This is a genomic window from Diaphorobacter aerolatus (genome assembly GCF_014489535.1).
Taxonomy (GTDB): domain Bacteria; phylum Pseudomonadota; class Gammaproteobacteria; order Burkholderiales; family Burkholderiaceae_C; genus Diaphorobacter_A; species Diaphorobacter_A aerolatus.
Map to the genome: position 1 here is coordinate 79,270 of NZ_CP060783.1, position 16,153 is coordinate 95,422.

The following is a 16,153-nucleotide window of genomic DNA, read 5'->3' on the forward strand; positions in this document are numbered from 1 at the left end:
GTGCCGCGCGCGCCTGATGACTGCCTTGGCGACACGCAAAAAATCCCACAACGATCACGAACCTGCCCATGACGCGCATGACCAGCATGCGGCCTGCGGACATAACCACGGTTCGCAACATATCTATATTTATTCGCCGTCGAGCGCCGTGCTGGACAAGGCGGCGTTTCGCCGTGGTGTCGCGCGCCTGAAGGCCATGGGTCATGAAGTCGAGATCGACCAGGATGCGCTGGCACGCAGCACGCGCTTCGCGGGCGATGACGAAACCCGGCTTGCCGCCATTCATCGCGCGGCGGCCAGTGGTGCCGACGTGGCGCTGATCTCGCGCGGCGGCTACGGCCTGTCGCGCATTCTCCCCGGGATCAAATACAAGGCCGTTGCCAAGGCGGTTGAAAAGGGCACGCGCTTCATCGGCCAAAGCGATTTCACCGCATTGCAAAACGCGCTTCTGGCGCAGACCGGCGCGACGAGCTGGTCCGGCCCCTCACTGGTGGCCGACATTGGCGTCGACGGCGAGCCCGACGACATCATGCTCGCCTGTCTCGATGATCTGTTCACCGGCCACGGCGAAGGCAGTGGCTGGCGCATGCACCACGAAAAGCCGCTCGAGAACGGCAAGGCGGCCGTGCCCGACGTCTACTTCCAGAACGCAACGCTCTGGGGCGGCAACATGGCGATGCTGTGTTCGCTGCTCGGCACGCCATATTTCCCGCAGATCAAGGGCGGCATCCTGTTTCTGGAGGATGTGGCGGAGCATCCCTACCGCGTCGAACGCATGTTCGCGCAACTGTTGCAAGCGGGCGTGCTCAAGCACCAGAAGGCCATCGTCATGGGCCAGTTCACCAGCTACCGCCTGGCACCGCACGACAAGGGCTACAAGATGCAGGTGGCCATCGACTGGGTGCGCTCGCAGATCAAGGCCCCGGTGCTGACCAATCTGCCGTTCGGCCATGTGGCGACCAAGGTGCTGCTGCCGGTCGGCGCAAACGTGTCACTGTCGGTGGAAGGGCGGGATGCGCTGATTTACTGGGGCATGTGCACTGACAGCCAGTGCTCCGTCAGGCGTGCACGCGCCCCCGCTGTGGGGAGAAGCGCATCACTGTGCGGACTGCATACGCTTCCAGGTCAAGGCCGCGACGATCAATTGAATGATGCCAGCGGTCAGCATTGCCGCGCGCAGCCCCTGCATGTTGCCGCCGCAGAGTTCCGAGACGGTACCAAGGACGGCGATGCTTAGCGTCGCACCGATCATTCGCGCAACGTTGATGAGTGATGCGGCGGTGCCTGACCGAGCGGCGCTCACGGCGGCAACGGCTGCGCCGGTGAGGGGCCCGGTTGCAATGCCCATGCCAATGCCGGTGAGTGCCAGGCCTATCTCGGTTGCGAGGCTGCCATGAAGATGCATTGCGCTCACACCGATCGTCAACAGACCTGTTGCAATCAACGCGAGGCCTGCGGTGCAGACAATGCGCTGACCCCATTTCGACTGGAGATGCCCGGAGAGCGGTGAAATGAGAAAAAACAGCAACGCGGAAGGCATGAGCGCGATTCCTGATTGCGTTGCGGAGTAGATGCCGCCACTCTGCCATGCAAGCGGCAGCAGAAAGAGCACGCCATACATCCCGAACGTCATCGCAGCGGTGGCCATCATCGCGGCACTGAAGACGCCGTTTCGGAACAGATCGAGCGGGACGAGCGCGCGGTCGCCTTGTCGATTCTCGGTGCGCACGAACGCCGCCAACGCAAGGACGCAGACCGCGAACGACACGAGCGCAACTCGGGCGAGTCGCGAGCCTCGATGGCTGCAAGTGCAAGGCCTCCCAGCGCCAAAGCGCTCAGCACCTGCGCCGCAGTGTCGAAGTAGCGGTCGTGGGGATCAGCGGATTCCGCAATCACCGTGACCGCAAGCACCAGTGCCAGGATGCTCAACGGAATCACCACATAGAAAATGCTGCGCCAGCCAAGCAGGTGAATGAGCACGCCGCCGAGGGTGGGCCAATGGCCATTGCAAGACCGTTGCAGGCCGCCCAGATTCCAAGCACGCGCCCGCGTTGCGCCGGGTCTGGCCAGCTCACGCGAATAATGGCAAGCGATGCAGGAATCATCAATGCCGCGCCGATGCCTGCTATTGCGCGACCAAGGATCAGGATGTTGACGCTCGGCGCCATCGCGCAGACCAGCGAGCCGATGGTGAAGAGCCCGGCCCCTGACATGAAAATGCGCCGCCTGCCTCGGATATCGGCGAGCAATCCGCCGGTGAGCAGCAGCACGGCATAGATGAGGTTGTAGCTGTCTGCTACCCATTGCATGGCGCTCAGGCTGGCATGAAAGTAGGCGCGTATCGGCTGGATGGCGAGATTCACGATTGCCGTGTCGACTTGCGCGACCAGCACAGCAAGGCACAGAGTGAAGAGTACGAGCGGATTGCCAGCAGAGGTTTCAGAGTCCGAAGTGAGAGGTTTTGATGCCACTGTGTCTAGTAATTGCCCTGCGTTGAAACATGGGTGCATTACGATTGCTTTGAGGTTCGTCCATGCTATGCAACCGGTACTGACAACGGTGTGTCAGTACTCATCACTGGGCCGGTCGATGCCTGCGTTCAATCTGAAAGACGGAGTAGGGCATGCGTAAGGCGGAACGATTGTTCGAGATCATCCAGCTGCTGCGCGGGGCTGTCCAGCCAATGACGGCTGCGCAGATCGCCGAGCGGCTGGAGGTCAACGTGCGCACGCTGTATCGCGACATTGCCGCGCTTCAGGCCCAGCGTGTACCCATTGAGGGCGCACCGGGCCTCGGTTATGTACTGCGGCGTGGCTACGATTTGCCTCCGCTGATGTTCACCCAGGAAGAAGTGGATGCGATTGCCATTGGCGCGTATCTGGTGCGACGCACCGGCGACGAAAGCCTGCGTATCGCCGCGCAGGGCGTGCTCTCCAAACTGGCGAGCATCGTCTCTGATGACCAGCAAAGGCGTCTTGCCACGCCTCAGTTTTACGTCTCCGACGCAGGCGCGCGCTCCTCACCCGCCGTGGACTTGTCGCAGGTGCGCGAGGCGATACGCGCGCACGCCAAGTTGGCAATCGAATACGAGGATGAGTCCGGAAGCAAGACGCAGCGCACGATCTGGCCGATAGCGGTGGTGTACTACGTTGAGGCAACTCTCATCGCGGCGTGGTGCGAGCTGCGGGAGGACTTTCGCCACTTTCGCACCGATCGCGTCGCTTCGCTCGTCGTGACCAAGGATTCGTTTCCCGATGAGCGCGACGCGCTGCTGCACGCGTGGCTTGAGCGCTCCTCGTTCAATCGCGGATCGCGGACGCAATCACCGCTACACCGTATCGGCTGAGTTGCGAGTTCTGAGTACCTGCCTCGCGCTCGCGACCACCTTATGAATCAGTGGCAGCTTCACAGATGAGCGCAGCCACATCACGCCAAACCTGCGCGACTGCGTTGCATCGGGCAGGGCAACCGGACCACGCTTTGCCCGTCGGGCAGATTGAGCGCGGTATCCGGCACCAGCGCCACGCCGAGACCTCGATCGACCATCATTGCAATCGCGACAAGCGAGCTCAGTTCGAAGCGTTCTTGCGGCACGATGTGTGCGGCGCGCAGGTATTTGTCGACCATCTGACCACCGCCCAGGTTGCGGTCGTAGCGGATCAGCGGCTGGTTGCGCAGCAGCTCATGCGCATCGAGATGCGCGAGTCTTTTGGGCGCGAGCAGAATCAGCGGCTCTTCACGCAGCAGCGTCCAGTCAAACGTCTTGGCGAGTGGGAAGGCGGGATACAAACACACGGCGGCGTCGATGTCCCCGTGTTGCACGGCCTCGTAGAGCTGGTCGGTGGTGGCCGATTGCAGAAACACCTTTACGTGCGGACACTGCTTGACGAAGTCCGCAAGAATGTCGGGTAGCAGGCTGTGTAGCGCCGTGTTGATGGTGCCAATCACAAGCTCGCCGCTGGTGCCATCGTTGCTGACCAGCGTGCGCGCGTGAGTCAGTTCGCGCAGCAAGGCCGGGGCGCTCTGCGTGAGGCGATGCCCCGCCGGTGTGGGCACGACGGTGCGGCCGGCGCGCGTGAGCAGCGGCGTCTTGAATTCCTTTTCCAGGATGCGCATTTGCTGCGCGACCGCGGCTGCGGTGATGTGCAGGCGGCGCGCAGCCTCGGCCATGGAGCCGGTCTCCACGACCAACATGAAGCTTTGAAGGTAGCCGGTTTCCATTCAAGACCCTCAGGGTTTACGCGCAGAAGATATTTTCTCTTGTGTCTGAACGAATGATAGCTATGCCATTCAATGCCCGCGCTGAACCCACAATGCAGGCATGAGAAGCAAATTGTTTGTTCCGGCGTCGCGTCCCGAGTTGTTTGCCAAGGCGCTTGCCGGTGCGGCAGACAGTCTTTCCTTCGATCTGGAAGACGCCGTTGCCGAGCCGCGCAAGGACGAGGCGCGTGCGTTGCTGCGCGAATTTTTGCGGAGCGATGCCTCGCGCAGTCATGCCAAGACGATCATCGTGCGTGTGAACGCCATGGACACCCCGCATTTCGCGCAGGATGTGGCCGAGGCGGTGCAGGAGGGCGTGCACCTCATCAACCTGCCCAAGCCCGAGAGCGCGGCGCATGTGGTCGCCGCCGCCAACGCCGTCGCCGAAGCGGCGCGCGCCAACGGCGTGCACCACGTGCCGGGCCTGCTGCTCAACATGGAAACGCCTCGGTCGCTACGCATAGGCGCAGAACTGGCGCAGGCGCACCCGCACGTGAAGGGACTGCAGCTCGGGCTCGGCGATCTGTTCGAGCCCTACGGCATCCATCGCCGTGAAGCCTTTGCCATCACGCAGGCCATGTTCGCGGTGCGCATGGCGGCGGCGGAGGCGGGCGTGTTTGCGTATGACGGAGCATTTGCCAACATCAGGGACATGGAGGGATTTCGCGCCGAGTGCGAACTCTCGCGTCGCATGGGCTTTCTCGGAAAGACCTGTATTCACCCGAGCCAGATTGCGATTGCCAACGAAGTGTTCCAGCCCACGCAGATGGAAATCGACGACGCGCTGACGGTAGTGCAGGCCGCGCGCAATGCGGATCAGAACGCCGTGGGGGCCTATGTGGTCGACGGAAAGATGATCGACAGGCCGTTTGTCTTGCGCGCCGAAGCGATTGTCGAGCGTGCGCTGGCGTTGGGTTTGATTGCCGATTCATGAGCGTCCGACATTTGAATCTCAGTTTGAAGAGTTGCCCATTTCCAAAATAAAAGGAGACATTGATGACCAAAATTTCCAAAGCATCCATCACGCGCCGCAGCACTGTGTTGGCAGCGTGTGCGGTAGCCGCCGCAACGGCCATCGGCGCGACGTCCGCCATCGCCGCAGACGCTGAATTTCCGACCCGGCCGATCACGATGGTCGTGCCTTATCCACCCGGTGGCTCCAACGACGTGTTCGCACGCCAGATCGCCAAGGAGATTGGCGACATTCTTAAACAGCCGATCATCGTGGACAACCGCCCCGGCGCGAGCGGCAATACCGGAACGGCGTTTGTTGCCAAGGCAGCGCCCGATGGCTACACCCTGGTGGCGGTGTCTTCGAGCATGACGACGAATGCCGGCGTGCAGCCCAAGATGCCGTTCGATCCGGTGAAGAACCTCGCACCGATTGCGATGTTCGCCAAGGGCCGATGGTGGTCGCGGTCAACAACGAGTTTCCGGCAAGCACTCCGGCTGAACTGATCAAGACGATCAAGGCGAACCCCGGCAAATTCAACTATGCGACCTCGGGCACCGGCAGTGTCAACCACATGGCGACCGAATATCTGCGCTCGATGATTCCGGGCTTCGACATCGCTCACGTGCCCTACAAGGGCCAGGGGCCGGCCGTGACCGACGTGATCGGCAATCAGGTGCAGATGCTGGTGTCGAGCGGTCCGTCGATCCTGCCGATGATCCGCAGCGGCAAGCTCAAGGCCGTGGGCATCACCAGCCTCAAGCCCAGCCCGATTGCACCGGAACTCACGCCCATGGCAACCGCGGTGCCGGGCTATGAGTTCGATCTGTGGTGGGGCATGCTGGCACCCGCTGGCACGCCCGCCAGCGTGGTCAATACGCTGAACAAGGCGGTGAATCAGGCGCTTGCCAAACCTGAGTTGAAGGAGCAGTTTTTGAAGGAAGGCGCAATCGTCACGCCGATCACACCGACGCAGTTTGGCGACGTCATCAAGTCGGACGTTGATCGCTGGAAAAAGCTCGCCAAGGATCGCAACATTGTGGCGGACTAGGGCTTCTGCCTGAGGCGCTGCGGGGAGGCCCTTGCGCGGCGGTAGCTGGCAGGAGCCGTTGGGGCGTCAATGCATGTCATCTTTTCGAATTTGAAAGATCGTTGGAGTTTTGGAATGAGCTTTGCTTCCACTGAGCGCAAGGGGCCCAAGGGGCCGCTGAGCGGAGTGCGCGTGCTGGATCTGAGCGCCTACATTGCGGGGCCATACGGGTGTTCATTGCTGGCCGATCAGGGTGCGGAAGTCATCAAGATCGAGCCGCCCGTGGGCGACAACCTGCGCAAATATCCGTCCACGCTGGACGCGGAGAGCCGCGCGTTTGTGGGCGTGAATCGCAGCAAATGGGGCATGGTGCTCGATCTCAAGCAGGAATCCGATCATGCCGTGCTGATGCGGCTGGTGCGGGATGCCGATGTGCTGGTGCACAACTTTCGGCCCGGCGTTCCCGAGCGCCTCGGGATTGGCTTTGCACAGCTTGCCGTGATCAATCCGCGCCTGGTCTATTGCAGCGTCACGGGCTACGGCAGCAAGGGACCGCTCAAGGCCAAGGCGGGCTATGACCAGGTACTGCAGACGATGACGGGCATGTGCACGATGCAGGGCAAGGCGGGCGGGCCGCCGGAGATTCTCTATGGTTCGGTGGTCGACTACTACGCGTCGGCACTGGTGGCGGGTGGCGTTTCTTCGGCACTTTATGAGCGCGAGAAGAGCGGTTTCGGCCAGCATGTCGGCGTATCGCTGCTGCGCGCCGCGCTGACCATGCAGTCCGCGCGCCTGATCTGGGCCGAGGGCGAACCGCGCGAGGTGGGTCGCGACATGCGCTCGGGCGGCATCACCGGCATTCACCCGACGAAGGAGGGGCACCTCTATCTTTCGGCCAACACCCAGCATTTCTGGGCGGCGCTGTGCGAGAAGACCGGCCTTTCCGAGATCGCCGCGAATGAGCGCTACGACAGCGTGCGCAAGCGCGCGCAGCACAAGAGCGAACTGGTTCCGAGGCTTCGCGAGGCGCTGGCGGCGCACACCGCGCTCGAATGGGAGACGATCTTTGGCGAGCAGGTACCCTGCGCCGCCGCACGCGCGGTGGAGGACATGTTCGATCATCCGCAGGTGCAGGCCGAAGACATGATCACGACGTTCGAGCATCCCACGCTCGGCAGTTATCGCGGCTTCACGCGCGCGGTGGAATTTGATCGCACGCCTGGCCCGAACCCTTCGCCGCGCCGGTGCTCGGCCAGCACACCGATGCGTTGAAACGCGAAATCGCCGACCGGGAGAGCGCCGGATAGCGGCATCGGAAAAAACCGGATCGCGAGGCCATGCCCGTCCCCGAATTGAAATTGGGCGAAAATCGACGGTTTATTTCTAACCAAGGATCGCAGCCATGGGCGCGCAATGGAAAGCAAAGGGCAAGGCGCTGGTCGCCGACGCCAAGGGAAAGCTGTTCGGCAAACTCGTCAAGGAAATCACCATCGCCGCACGCGCCGGTGGCGATCCCAACAGCAATGCTGCCCTGCGCATGGCCGTGGAAGCGGCGCGCAAGGCTTCCATGCCCAAGGATACTCTCGAGCGCGCGATCAAGAAGGGCTCGGGCGTGGGCGCGGACGCCGTCAATTACGAACGTGTGGTGTTCGAGGGCTATGCGCCGCACCGCGTGCCGGTGATGGTGGAATGTCTTACCGACAATCCCAACCGCACGGCGCCGAACATGCGCGTGCTGTTCCGCAAGGGGCAGATGAGCGCGGTGGCCTGGGATTTCGACCACGTCGGCATGATCGGGGGCGAGCCCGCGAGTGCCAATGCCGACATGGAAGTGGCCGCCATCGAAGCCGGTGCCCAGGACTTCGAGCCGGGCGATGAGGAAGGCACGACGCTGTTCATCACCGACCCCGCCGATCTGGACGTGGTCAGCAAGGCGCTTCCCGACCAGGGCGTGAAGGTGCTGTCGGCCAAGCTCGGCTACAAGGCCAAGAACCCGATCAGCGCGGCCTCGTTGAGCGCCGAGGCCATGGAGGAAGTACAGGCCTTTCTCGCCGGTCTCGAAAACGACGACGACACCCAGCACGTCTACGCCGGTCTCGTCGATTGATTGATTCTGATTGAGTTGCCAAGCCCATGGGTCGCCCCGGCATTGAATGGACCGAAGCCATGCTGGCGCTGCTCGGCACGGACAAGGACGCAGTGCTGGCGGCGCGTTGGGGCACGACACCCAAGACCGTGAACCTCAAGCGCAACGCATTGGGCATTCCGGCATACGGTCACGTGCTCTGGACTGACGGGATGCTGGCGCGGCTTGGCACGCAGGTCGATGCCGAACTCGCGCAGGCGTGGGGCATCAGCAAGGCAAGCGTGATCGCCAAGCGGCAGGCGCTGTCGATTCCTGCAACGGCGGCTGGTAGGTCGGCGACGGCCCAGCGGTTCGGGTGGACGCCCGAGGCCGTGGCGTTGCTCGGAACCGAATCGGACGCCAAGATCGCCGAACGTCTGGGACTGTCGCGACTGACGGTCTACAACGCGCGTGTGGCGCGAGGCATAGCTGCGGCGGGGCGTGGCAGGCCATAGGATTCTCAATTCGCAGGGCGTTGCGCAATCCCGACGCTGAATGATTCCTGCCGTGAATCCGGATTCTCAATCGACGCGGATCACCTGATTGCAACCAAAGTAAGCTATCTTGCCTCTTCACGGTCTCTTTCCGGTCCTCTCAAGACATCAATTGGTTGACAATTGATGTCACTGTGACGATTGTCAGAAGTATCATTTGCTGTGATATGTGTTGATAATCAGTTTGCAATTTTGATTTGGTAAACCGTGAATATCATCCCGATGCGCGCCGCGCATCCGGGTGATGCAAAACACAAGGCAGGGGATTTTCAAAAAATGCGAGCCATGGCCCGCGAGAGGTTCATTGCGTGACCCATGCAATGACGACCGTCGTTTTCGCCGATATCGTCGGCAGCACGTCGCTGTACGAGACACTTGGCAATGAGCACGCTGCGCTCATGGTCACCGAGGTCGTGCAGTGGATGGCAGGCCGTATCCAGGCCGAAGGCGGGCGCGTCATCAAGACGCTGGGTGACGGAATCATGGCGCTGTTCGATGAGCCGTCCGTGGCCGTTGAGGGCATGCTCAACGTGATGCGCGCGCATCGTGAGCGGATTTCGCGTCCCATCCACAAGATCAACCCCGACGTGCGCGTCGGGCTCGATTGCGGCGAGGTGGTCGATGTCGGTGGCGATTGTTATGGCGACGCGGTCAACACAGCGGCGCGTTTGTGTGATCGCGCGGCGGCAGGCGAAATCTGGGCCACGGAAGCAGTGGTGCGCGCCACCGCCGAAATGCCGACGGCACGCTTTGTGCGCCTGGGCCATCTGAAGGTGCGTGGCAAGTCCGAACCGCTGCTCATGTACCAGATCGAATGGCGTACGGAAGAGGGCGTCGAGCAACTCACCCAGCATGCGGGCCTGACCGAGTTTGGCGGCGTTGCGGGTTCCGCGCCGCTGCAGATCCAGTTTTCGTGGGGACGCGCGCACATGCAGTTCCGTTCGTCCGAAGTGCCCGTGCATCTCGGGCGCTCAAGCGACGCGCATCTGTACATCGACGATCCGCGCGTCTCGCGCCTGCACGCGAGAATCGACTGGCACGACGGCACGTTCAAGCTGACCGATCTGAGCACCTTCGGCACCTGGGTTCGCTTCGACGGCAGCGACACGCCCATCCAGCTGCGGCGTGACAGTTGCGTGCTGCATGGCAATGGGGAGATGGCGTTGAGCGTGCCGTTCACCGCCGACGATGCACCGCGCATCGCGTTCCAGGTCACCGGTCCGCATCTGCGTTTTGGCGAGGGCCAGACGCCGCGCTGACAGGTGCTGACACGGTGAAGCAAACCGTTTCGTGATGCGCCTTCATCCTACAAGCCACGCATTGCATGCCCGGTTAGGGTACTGCGTTATTCCTTTCTGGAGACGCACATGGTCACGGCAACACACTCTTCCCGTTCAGGTCTGGATTCCGCGCTGTTGTTGGTGAGCCGATTGTTGCTCGCCTACTTTTTTCTGCCGGCGGGCATCGGCAAGATCACGGGTTTTGAAGGCACGGTGGGCTACATCGCCTCCCAAGGTCTTCCAGTGCCGCAGTTGCTCGCGGCGGCGGCGATCATCGCCGAAGTGGGCGGCGGGCTGGCGTTGATCGTCGGGTTTCAGACACGTCTTGTCGCATGGGGACTCGCGTTTTTCACATTGGTGGCGGGATGTCTGTTTCACAATTACTGGACGCTCTCCGGTGCGCAGGCGGCAACCCAGCAGCTCATGTTCAACAAGAACCTCGCCATCGTGGGCGGCCTGCTGGCGCTGTCGGTTGCGGGAGCCGGGGCTTGGAGCATGGACTCGAGGCGGACCGGTTATTGAATGAAGCAGGTCGGGAGTGCCATCGCTGTCGTTGAACGAGAGGAATTCATGGTCGTTGAACTGTCATGCATCCAGGGCGTGGTGTCGTTTGGCGTGCGCGTGAAACACGCGCCATGACGATCAACAGACCCCGACCGCTGCGCTTGTCTGGCCACGTCAAGGACCTCGGCGGCGGATTCGTCGTGCGCCGCATGCTCCCGTCGCTGCAATGTCGCGCCATCGGCCCGTTCATGTTTTTTGATCATTTCGGGCCGGTCAAGGTGGTGCCCCAATCGCAGATCGACGTGCGGCCACATCCGCACATCGGCCTGTCCACGGTGACCTATCTGTTCGAGGGTGCGATGATGCACCGCGACAATCTGGGCTCGGAACAACTCATCGAGCCCGGAGCGATCAACTGGATGACGGCAGGCCGCGGCGTCGTGCATTCCGAACGCAGACCGCAGCATCTGGCGCGCAGCAGCTACGTCAATCACGGTATTCAACTCTGGGCCGCGCTGCCGCTGGCCCACGAGCAGACCGAGCCATCGTTCACGCATACGCCCGAATCGCAGATTCCGCAACTGAGGGTGGACGACGCCGAGGTGCGCGTGCTCATCGGTTCTGCATACGGGCATCGCTCGCCAGTGAAAACGTTCACCGAGACGCTGTATCTGGACATACAGCTCGGTCCCGGTGGCGGTCTCGAGCTGCCTGCGTGGGAGCACGAGACCGCCGTCTATACCGTGGACGGCGACGTGATGCTCGCGCAGGAGTTCATCCCTTGCCATACGCTGGCGATGCTGGAGCCACGCCACACCACGCAGGTCAACAATGCGTCGAAGAACGACCCGCTGCGCCTGATCGTGATGGGTGGCATGCCACTCGATGCGCCGCGTCACCTGTGGTGGAACTTTGTTGCGAGCGATACGGCCCTGATCGAGCGCGCGGCGCAGCGCTGGGAAGACCGCACCATGGGCAGCGTTCCGGGCGACGATGAATTCATACCTCTGCCCGAGCGTTATGTGAGGCGGCGTTAGGCCTTCAACGCAGGTCGTCGTTGCCATCCTCTGCGATGGACGACAACGCGGGCGGAGCGCCGTGCACCAGCGGCACGGCATCGAGGTTCGCGCCCAGCACCTCGCGCTGGTCGAAGACGAAGCAGCCGCCGTCATAGTGAGCGCCGTCGGTCATCTCGAAATATTTGAGGATGCCGCCTTCGAGTTGGTACACGTTCTCGATGCCCTCGTTTCGCATCAGGATCGCGGCCTTTTCGCAGCGAATGCCGCCGGTGCAGAAGCTCACGACGGTCTTGCCCGCAAGCTCGGCCTTGTGCTGGCGAAGCGCGTCGGGAAACTCGGTGAACTTGCTGATGCGCCAGTCGATGGCGTCTCTGAACGTTCCTTGATCGACCTCGAAATCATTGCGTGTGTCGAGCGTGACGACGGGGCGGCCCGTGTCGTCCTTGCCATCCGCGAGCCAGCGGCGCAGGGTCTCGGGCGCGACGGCAGGCGCGCGGCCCGACGCCGGGCGGATTGCCGGCATGTTCATGCGGATGATCTCGTTCTTCACTTTCACGAGCATCTTGCGAAACGGCTGATGGTCCGACCAGCTTTCCTTGGGATCGAGCGGCGCGAAACGCTCATCCCGTTTGAGTTCCGCGATGAACTCGCGCACCACGTCGGCATCGCCCGCGAGGAACATGTTGATGCCTTCCTCGGCGATCAGGATCGTGCCCTTGAGCCCGGCGCTCACCGCGCGCTCGTGCAGCGTGTCGCGCAGCGCGGCCGCGTCAGGCAGGGGAACGAACAGATAGGAGGAAATATTCAGTACCGGGTTCACGGCGGGCCATCCAGAAAGAGGTTTTGCGGCGACGCCGAATCGGGCGCCAGCGCAGCACGGGGTGCGGGGATTTCAGCGTTGGCCTGCATAGGGCGGGGCCGCAATTATCCCTCAGCGGGTTTTCTCAATATGGCCAGCGTCTCGGTATCCGTACGGTAGAGCTTGAGATGACCGTCCATTGCGAGCGCCCCAGCACGGCCCAGGCGCTGCTCCACGGGCAGCTTCAGGCCGCTCACGATCAAGGTGCCGCCCTGTTTTCGGATCTGCGAGTGCAGCCGCTGGAAGGTCTCGACGCCCGTGATGTCGATGCGGTTGATGGGCGAGGCGAATACGCAAACATCACGCAGATCGGGACGCTTTTGCAGCTCGGAGGTGATTCGGCGTTCGAGTGACGCGGCGCTTGCGAAATCCAGCTCCGCATCCATGCGCAGGGCCAGCAGGTGCGGGGCAAGCACGGGAAGTTGCCATAGATGGCGGTCGCGCAGGCTGCCATCCGCATGCTCGCCGACCTCGATGATGCGTGGGTGCATCCGCTGGTAGAGAAAAAAGCAGAGGTTCGCAACCACACCCGCGAGCACGCCCCAGTAGATGCGGGGCGCGGTGGCAATGGTGATCACCGCCGTGCCGATGCCGATCGCGGCTTCCACGCGTGAAACCTTCCACAGGCGCAGCAACTCGCGCGGTTTGAATAGCCCGGTCACTGCGGTGACGACGACGGCGGCGAGCACGGCGTCGGGCACGTGATACAGCTCGGGCATCAGCCACAGCAAGGCGACGAGAACCAGACCGGTGGCAAACAGATTGGCCCAGCCGGTCTCTGCGCCCGCGTACAGGTTGAGGGCCGAGCGCGAAAAGGATGCGCTCGTGGCAAAGCCCCCGAGAAGCCCGAGCTGATCTTGGCAAGACCCTGCGCGATCAGATCCTGGTTTTCGTTCCACAGCGTGCCGTCGCGCTGATGCTCGATCTTGGCGCTCGACGCGGTCTCGAGAAAACTCACGAGTGCCACCATCATCACCGGCATGATCAGCGCGCCAAACTCGTCCCAGCTCAGCCACTCGGGCAGATAGAAGCTCGGAAATCCTGCGGGCAGGTGACCGATCACGTCACCGCCGTGATCGGCAAAGCCGATCAGCCAACTGATGAGGCCCGCGCCCGTGATCACCACAATCGCGCCCGGAAACGTCGGGCGGATCTTCTTGGCGAGCGCGAGCGCGACCACGCTGCCGATGCCAAACGCCAGCGCCGTGAAATCGAAATGGTGCACCGAGGGATTGCTGAACAACGCATGCCAACCGGTGCGCAGCCCGAGCAATGCGGGCAACTGCGACAGCAGGATCAGCAGTGCCGCTGCCTGGGTGAAGCCCGTGAGAACCGGCGAGGTGACGAGGCTGACCAGCCAGCCAAACCGCGCGAGACCGAGCGCCGCCTGAAGCAGCCCGGAGAGAATCGCGAGCCACACCGCAAGCGAAACCCAGTGCGCACTGCCGGGCTCGGCCATGCCGATGAGCGATGCGCCGATCAGCAGGCTTGTGAGGGCGGTGGGACCGACGCCGAGTCGCGTCGATGAGCCCAGCAGCACGGCGACGACGGCAGGAATCAGCGATGCGTAAATGCCCGTCACCAGCGGCATTCCGGCGAGCGCGGCGTAGGCCACGCCCTGGGGCACCAGCATCAGGCCGACGGTCATGCCGGCCACGAATTCGCGCTTGAGCAGGGTTGGGGCGGGGCGCGGCCAATTCAGGAACGGCAGCCATTGGCGCAGGGTGTGCAGATTCATCTACGGCGATTGTCTCTTGTGTCTTGTCGAGGGTGTCCGTGCCCCGGTGCGATGCGCTGAACATCCGTAAGGGAATTGTCCTACAAAGATAGTTGTAACGCGCGAACCCACGGCGCAGCGCTCGCTGAATACAGTAAAGGCTCTAGCATTTTGAATGAGGAGTGAGTCTCCATGAATATCGACTATATGGAAAAGCAGGCAATGTGGAAACGTGGTGGCGCCGTGGCGCTGGCCGTAGTGCTGGCCGCTGGCCTGGCGGCATGCGACAAGAAGCCGGGCGAGCCGACAGCCGGCCAGAAGCTGGATACCGCGGTCGCCAAGACCGAGGTTGCAGCCGACGAAGCCAAGCAGAAGATGGAAGCGGCCGCCAAGGACGCGGGTCAGGCAGCACAATCCGCCGCCAGCAATGCTGCGGTGGCGCTCGACGATACCGCCATCACTACCAAGGTGAAGGCCGCGTTCGCAGCCGACCCGAATCTGAGCGCAGTGCTGATTTCGGTGGACACCAAGGACGGTGTCGTGACCCTGTCCGGCCCCGTGAAGACGGCGGACGATTCCGCTCATGCTGCGCGACTGACTCAGGCGGTCGAAGGCGTGAAGAGCGTTGTCAACAGCCTGAAGCCAAGCAACGGCTAAGACGCTACCATCGGGGGATGACTCAAGCGCCATCCTCCAAAGACATCGTTACTGAACTGATCCACCACGGGTACCAGGCCCCTGGTGGCTTCAGTGCCCCCCAGCCACCGGTCTGCAAGGCATCGACCGTGTTTTTCCCGAATGTCGCCGCAATGCGCGACTTCGACTGGAAGGACAAGTCCGCCTACACCTACGGCCTGCACGGCACGCCCACGAGTTATGTGCTCGAGGAGCGGATTGCGTCGCTGGAAGGCGCGCAGCAGTGCCTGCTCGTGCCGAGCGGTCTCGCGGCAATCGCCACGGTGTCGCTCTCGCTGCTCAAGACCGGCGATGAGATGCTCCTGCCCGACAACGCCTATGGTCCGAACAAGGCGCTGGCCGAGGCCGAACTCCAACAGTTCGGCATCACGCACCGGTATTTCGATCCGCTGGATCCCGCCGATCTCGCCGCAAAGATCACGCCAAAGACAAAGCTGGTGTGGCTTGAAGCGCCTGGCTCGGTCACGCTCGAATTTCCCGATCTGATCGCGCAGGTGCGCATCTGCCGCGAGCGCAAGCTGCTTTGTGCGCTCGACAACACCTGGGGTGCCGGTCTCGCGTTTCCTCCGTTCGATCTGCTGCGCGACGGCGGCAGTCTCGGTGTGGATGTCTGTGTACATGCTCTCACCAAATACCCGAGCGGTGGCGGTGATGTGCTGATGGGCAGCATCACCACGCGCGATCAGGCGCTGCACATGAGGCTCAAGCTCACGCACATGCGCATTGGCTTCGGCGTGGGCATGAACGATGTCGAGGCCGTGCTGCGCGCGCTGCCCAGCATGGCGCTGCGCTACCACGCGCACGACCGGGTGACGCGCGAATTGGCCGCATGGTCGGCCACGCAGCCGGGCGTGGTGCAGGTGCTGCACCCAGCGCTTGCGGACTCGCCCGGACATGCGATGTGGAAGGCGCTGTGCTGCACCGAGGAAAACCCGAGCGGTGCGGCCGCCGGGTTGTTCAGTGTGCTCATCGACCCTCGCCACACGCAGGCGCAGGTCGACCAGTTCTGCGACAGCCTCGCGCTGTTCAAGATCGGCTACAGCTGGGGCGGCCCGATCAGCCTCGTGGTTCCCTATGAACTGCCCAGCATGCGCAGCCTGCCATCGTCGAGCGTGAAACCGGGCACCCTGGTGCGGTTTTCCATCGGACTGGAATCGGCGCGCGATCTGCGGGCCGATCTGGCGCAGGCGTTCAAGGCCGCGTTCGGCGCTTGAAGA

The 16,153-nt window shown here is 62.7% G+C and carries 11 protein-coding genes and 6 pseudogenes; 12 read left to right on the forward strand and 5 right to left on the reverse strand.

Annotated features, from left to right (window positions below; all coding sequences use genetic code 11):
- Positions 1-16 precede the first annotated feature (16 nt).
- Positions 17-1,033: pseudogene (locus H9K75_RS00365) on the forward strand (LD-carboxypeptidase); the annotation flags it as partial.
- A 63-nt stretch (positions 1,034-1,096) separates the two neighbouring features.
- Here H9K75_RS00365 and H9K75_RS00370 read toward each other — a convergent pair.
- Positions 1,097-2,510 (reverse strand): annotated as a pseudogene (locus H9K75_RS00370) (MFS transporter).
- 113 nt (positions 2,511-2,623) lie between these two features.
- Between H9K75_RS00370 and H9K75_RS00375 the strand changes: the two are divergent.
- Positions 2,624-3,346, forward strand: coding sequence for a helix-turn-helix transcriptional regulator (locus H9K75_RS00375; protein WP_187724344.1), 723 nt, complete (start codon positions 2,624-2,626; stop codon positions 3,344-3,346).
- Here the strand turns inward: H9K75_RS00375 and H9K75_RS00380 are convergent.
- Positions 3,329-4,221, reverse strand: a pseudogene (locus H9K75_RS00380) (LysR family transcriptional regulator). The gene H9K75_RS00375 and the pseudogene H9K75_RS00380 sit on opposite strands and share 18 nt — an antisense overlap.
- 100 nt (positions 4,222-4,321) lie before the next feature.
- Here H9K75_RS00380 and H9K75_RS00385 point away from each other — a divergent pair.
- The 8 genes and pseudogenes from H9K75_RS00385 (at position 4,322) to H9K75_RS00420 (ending at position 11,682) form a co-directional block, all read left to right on the forward strand.
- Positions 4,322-5,194, forward strand: a complete 873-nt coding sequence (locus H9K75_RS00385) for an HpcH/HpaI aldolase/citrate lyase family protein (protein ID WP_187724345.1) — start codon at positions 4,322-4,324, stop codon at positions 5,192-5,194.
- Positions 5,195-5,256: 62 nt separating this feature from the next.
- A pseudogene (locus tag H9K75_RS00390) lies at positions 5,257-6,263 on the forward strand (tripartite tricarboxylate transporter substrate binding protein).
- A gap of 114 nt (positions 6,264-6,377) precedes the next feature.
- Positions 6,378-7,549 (forward strand): annotated as a pseudogene (locus H9K75_RS00395) (CoA transferase).
- A gap of 95 nt (positions 7,550-7,644) precedes the next feature.
- Complete coding sequence (locus tag H9K75_RS00400; RefSeq protein ID WP_187724346.1) at positions 7,645-8,349, forward strand: YebC/PmpR family DNA-binding transcriptional regulator; 705 nt, start codon at positions 7,645-7,647, stop codon at positions 8,347-8,349.
- Between the two features lie 26 nt (positions 8,350-8,375).
- Complete coding sequence (locus tag H9K75_RS00405; protein ID WP_187724347.1) at positions 8,376-8,822, forward strand: hypothetical protein; 447 nt, start codon at positions 8,376-8,378, stop codon at positions 8,820-8,822.
- Positions 8,823-9,181: 359 nt separating this feature from the next.
- Positions 9,182-10,120: an adenylate/guanylate cyclase domain-containing protein gene (locus tag H9K75_RS00410; protein WP_187724348.1), complete on the forward strand. Its 939-nt coding sequence runs from the start codon at positions 9,182-9,184 to the stop codon at positions 10,118-10,120.
- A gap of 108 nt (positions 10,121-10,228) precedes the next feature.
- Positions 10,229-10,663 carry a DoxX family protein gene (locus H9K75_RS00415; protein ID WP_187724349.1) on the forward strand — a complete coding sequence of 145 codons (435 nt, stop codon included), beginning with the start codon at positions 10,229-10,231 and terminating at the stop codon, positions 10,661-10,663.
- Between the two features lie 113 nt (positions 10,664-10,776).
- Positions 10,777-11,682, forward strand: a complete 906-nt coding sequence (locus tag H9K75_RS00420; RefSeq protein ID WP_187724350.1) for a pirin family protein — start codon at positions 10,777-10,779, stop codon at positions 11,680-11,682.
- Positions 11,683-11,686: 4 nt separating this feature from the next.
- Here the strand turns inward: H9K75_RS00420 and H9K75_RS00425 are convergent, their stop codons facing one another.
- From H9K75_RS00425 to H9K75_RS00430, 3 genes and pseudogenes are all read right to left on the reverse strand, one after another.
- Positions 11,687-12,484: a sulfurtransferase gene (locus H9K75_RS00425; RefSeq protein ID WP_187724351.1), complete on the reverse strand. Its 798-nt coding sequence runs from the start codon at positions 12,482-12,484 to the stop codon at positions 11,687-11,689.
- A 104-nt stretch (positions 12,485-12,588) separates the two neighbouring features.
- Positions 12,589-13,014 carry an STAS domain-containing protein gene (locus H9K75_RS25320; protein ID WP_404826452.1) on the reverse strand — a complete coding sequence of 142 codons (426 nt, stop codon included), beginning with the start codon at positions 13,012-13,014 and terminating at the stop codon, positions 12,589-12,591.
- A gap of 159 nt (positions 13,015-13,173) precedes the next feature.
- Positions 13,174-14,261 (reverse strand): annotated as a pseudogene (locus H9K75_RS00430) (SulP family inorganic anion transporter); the annotation flags it as partial.
- A gap of 171 nt (positions 14,262-14,432) precedes the next feature.
- On the opposite strand from H9K75_RS00430, the gene H9K75_RS00435 reads away from it, so the two are divergent.
- Together H9K75_RS00435 and H9K75_RS00440 are read left to right on the forward strand one after the other, a co-directional pair.
- A complete protein-coding gene (locus H9K75_RS00435; RefSeq protein ID WP_226858435.1) occupies positions 14,433-14,897 on the forward strand; it encodes a BON domain-containing protein in 465 nt (154 codons plus the stop codon).
- 17 nt (positions 14,898-14,914) lie between these two features.
- Positions 14,915-16,150 (forward strand): PLP-dependent transferase, encoded by a 1,236-nt coding sequence (locus H9K75_RS00440; RefSeq protein ID WP_187724352.1) that lies wholly within the window; start codon positions 14,915-14,917, stop codon positions 16,148-16,150.
- Positions 16,151-16,153: the final 3 nt, after the last annotated feature.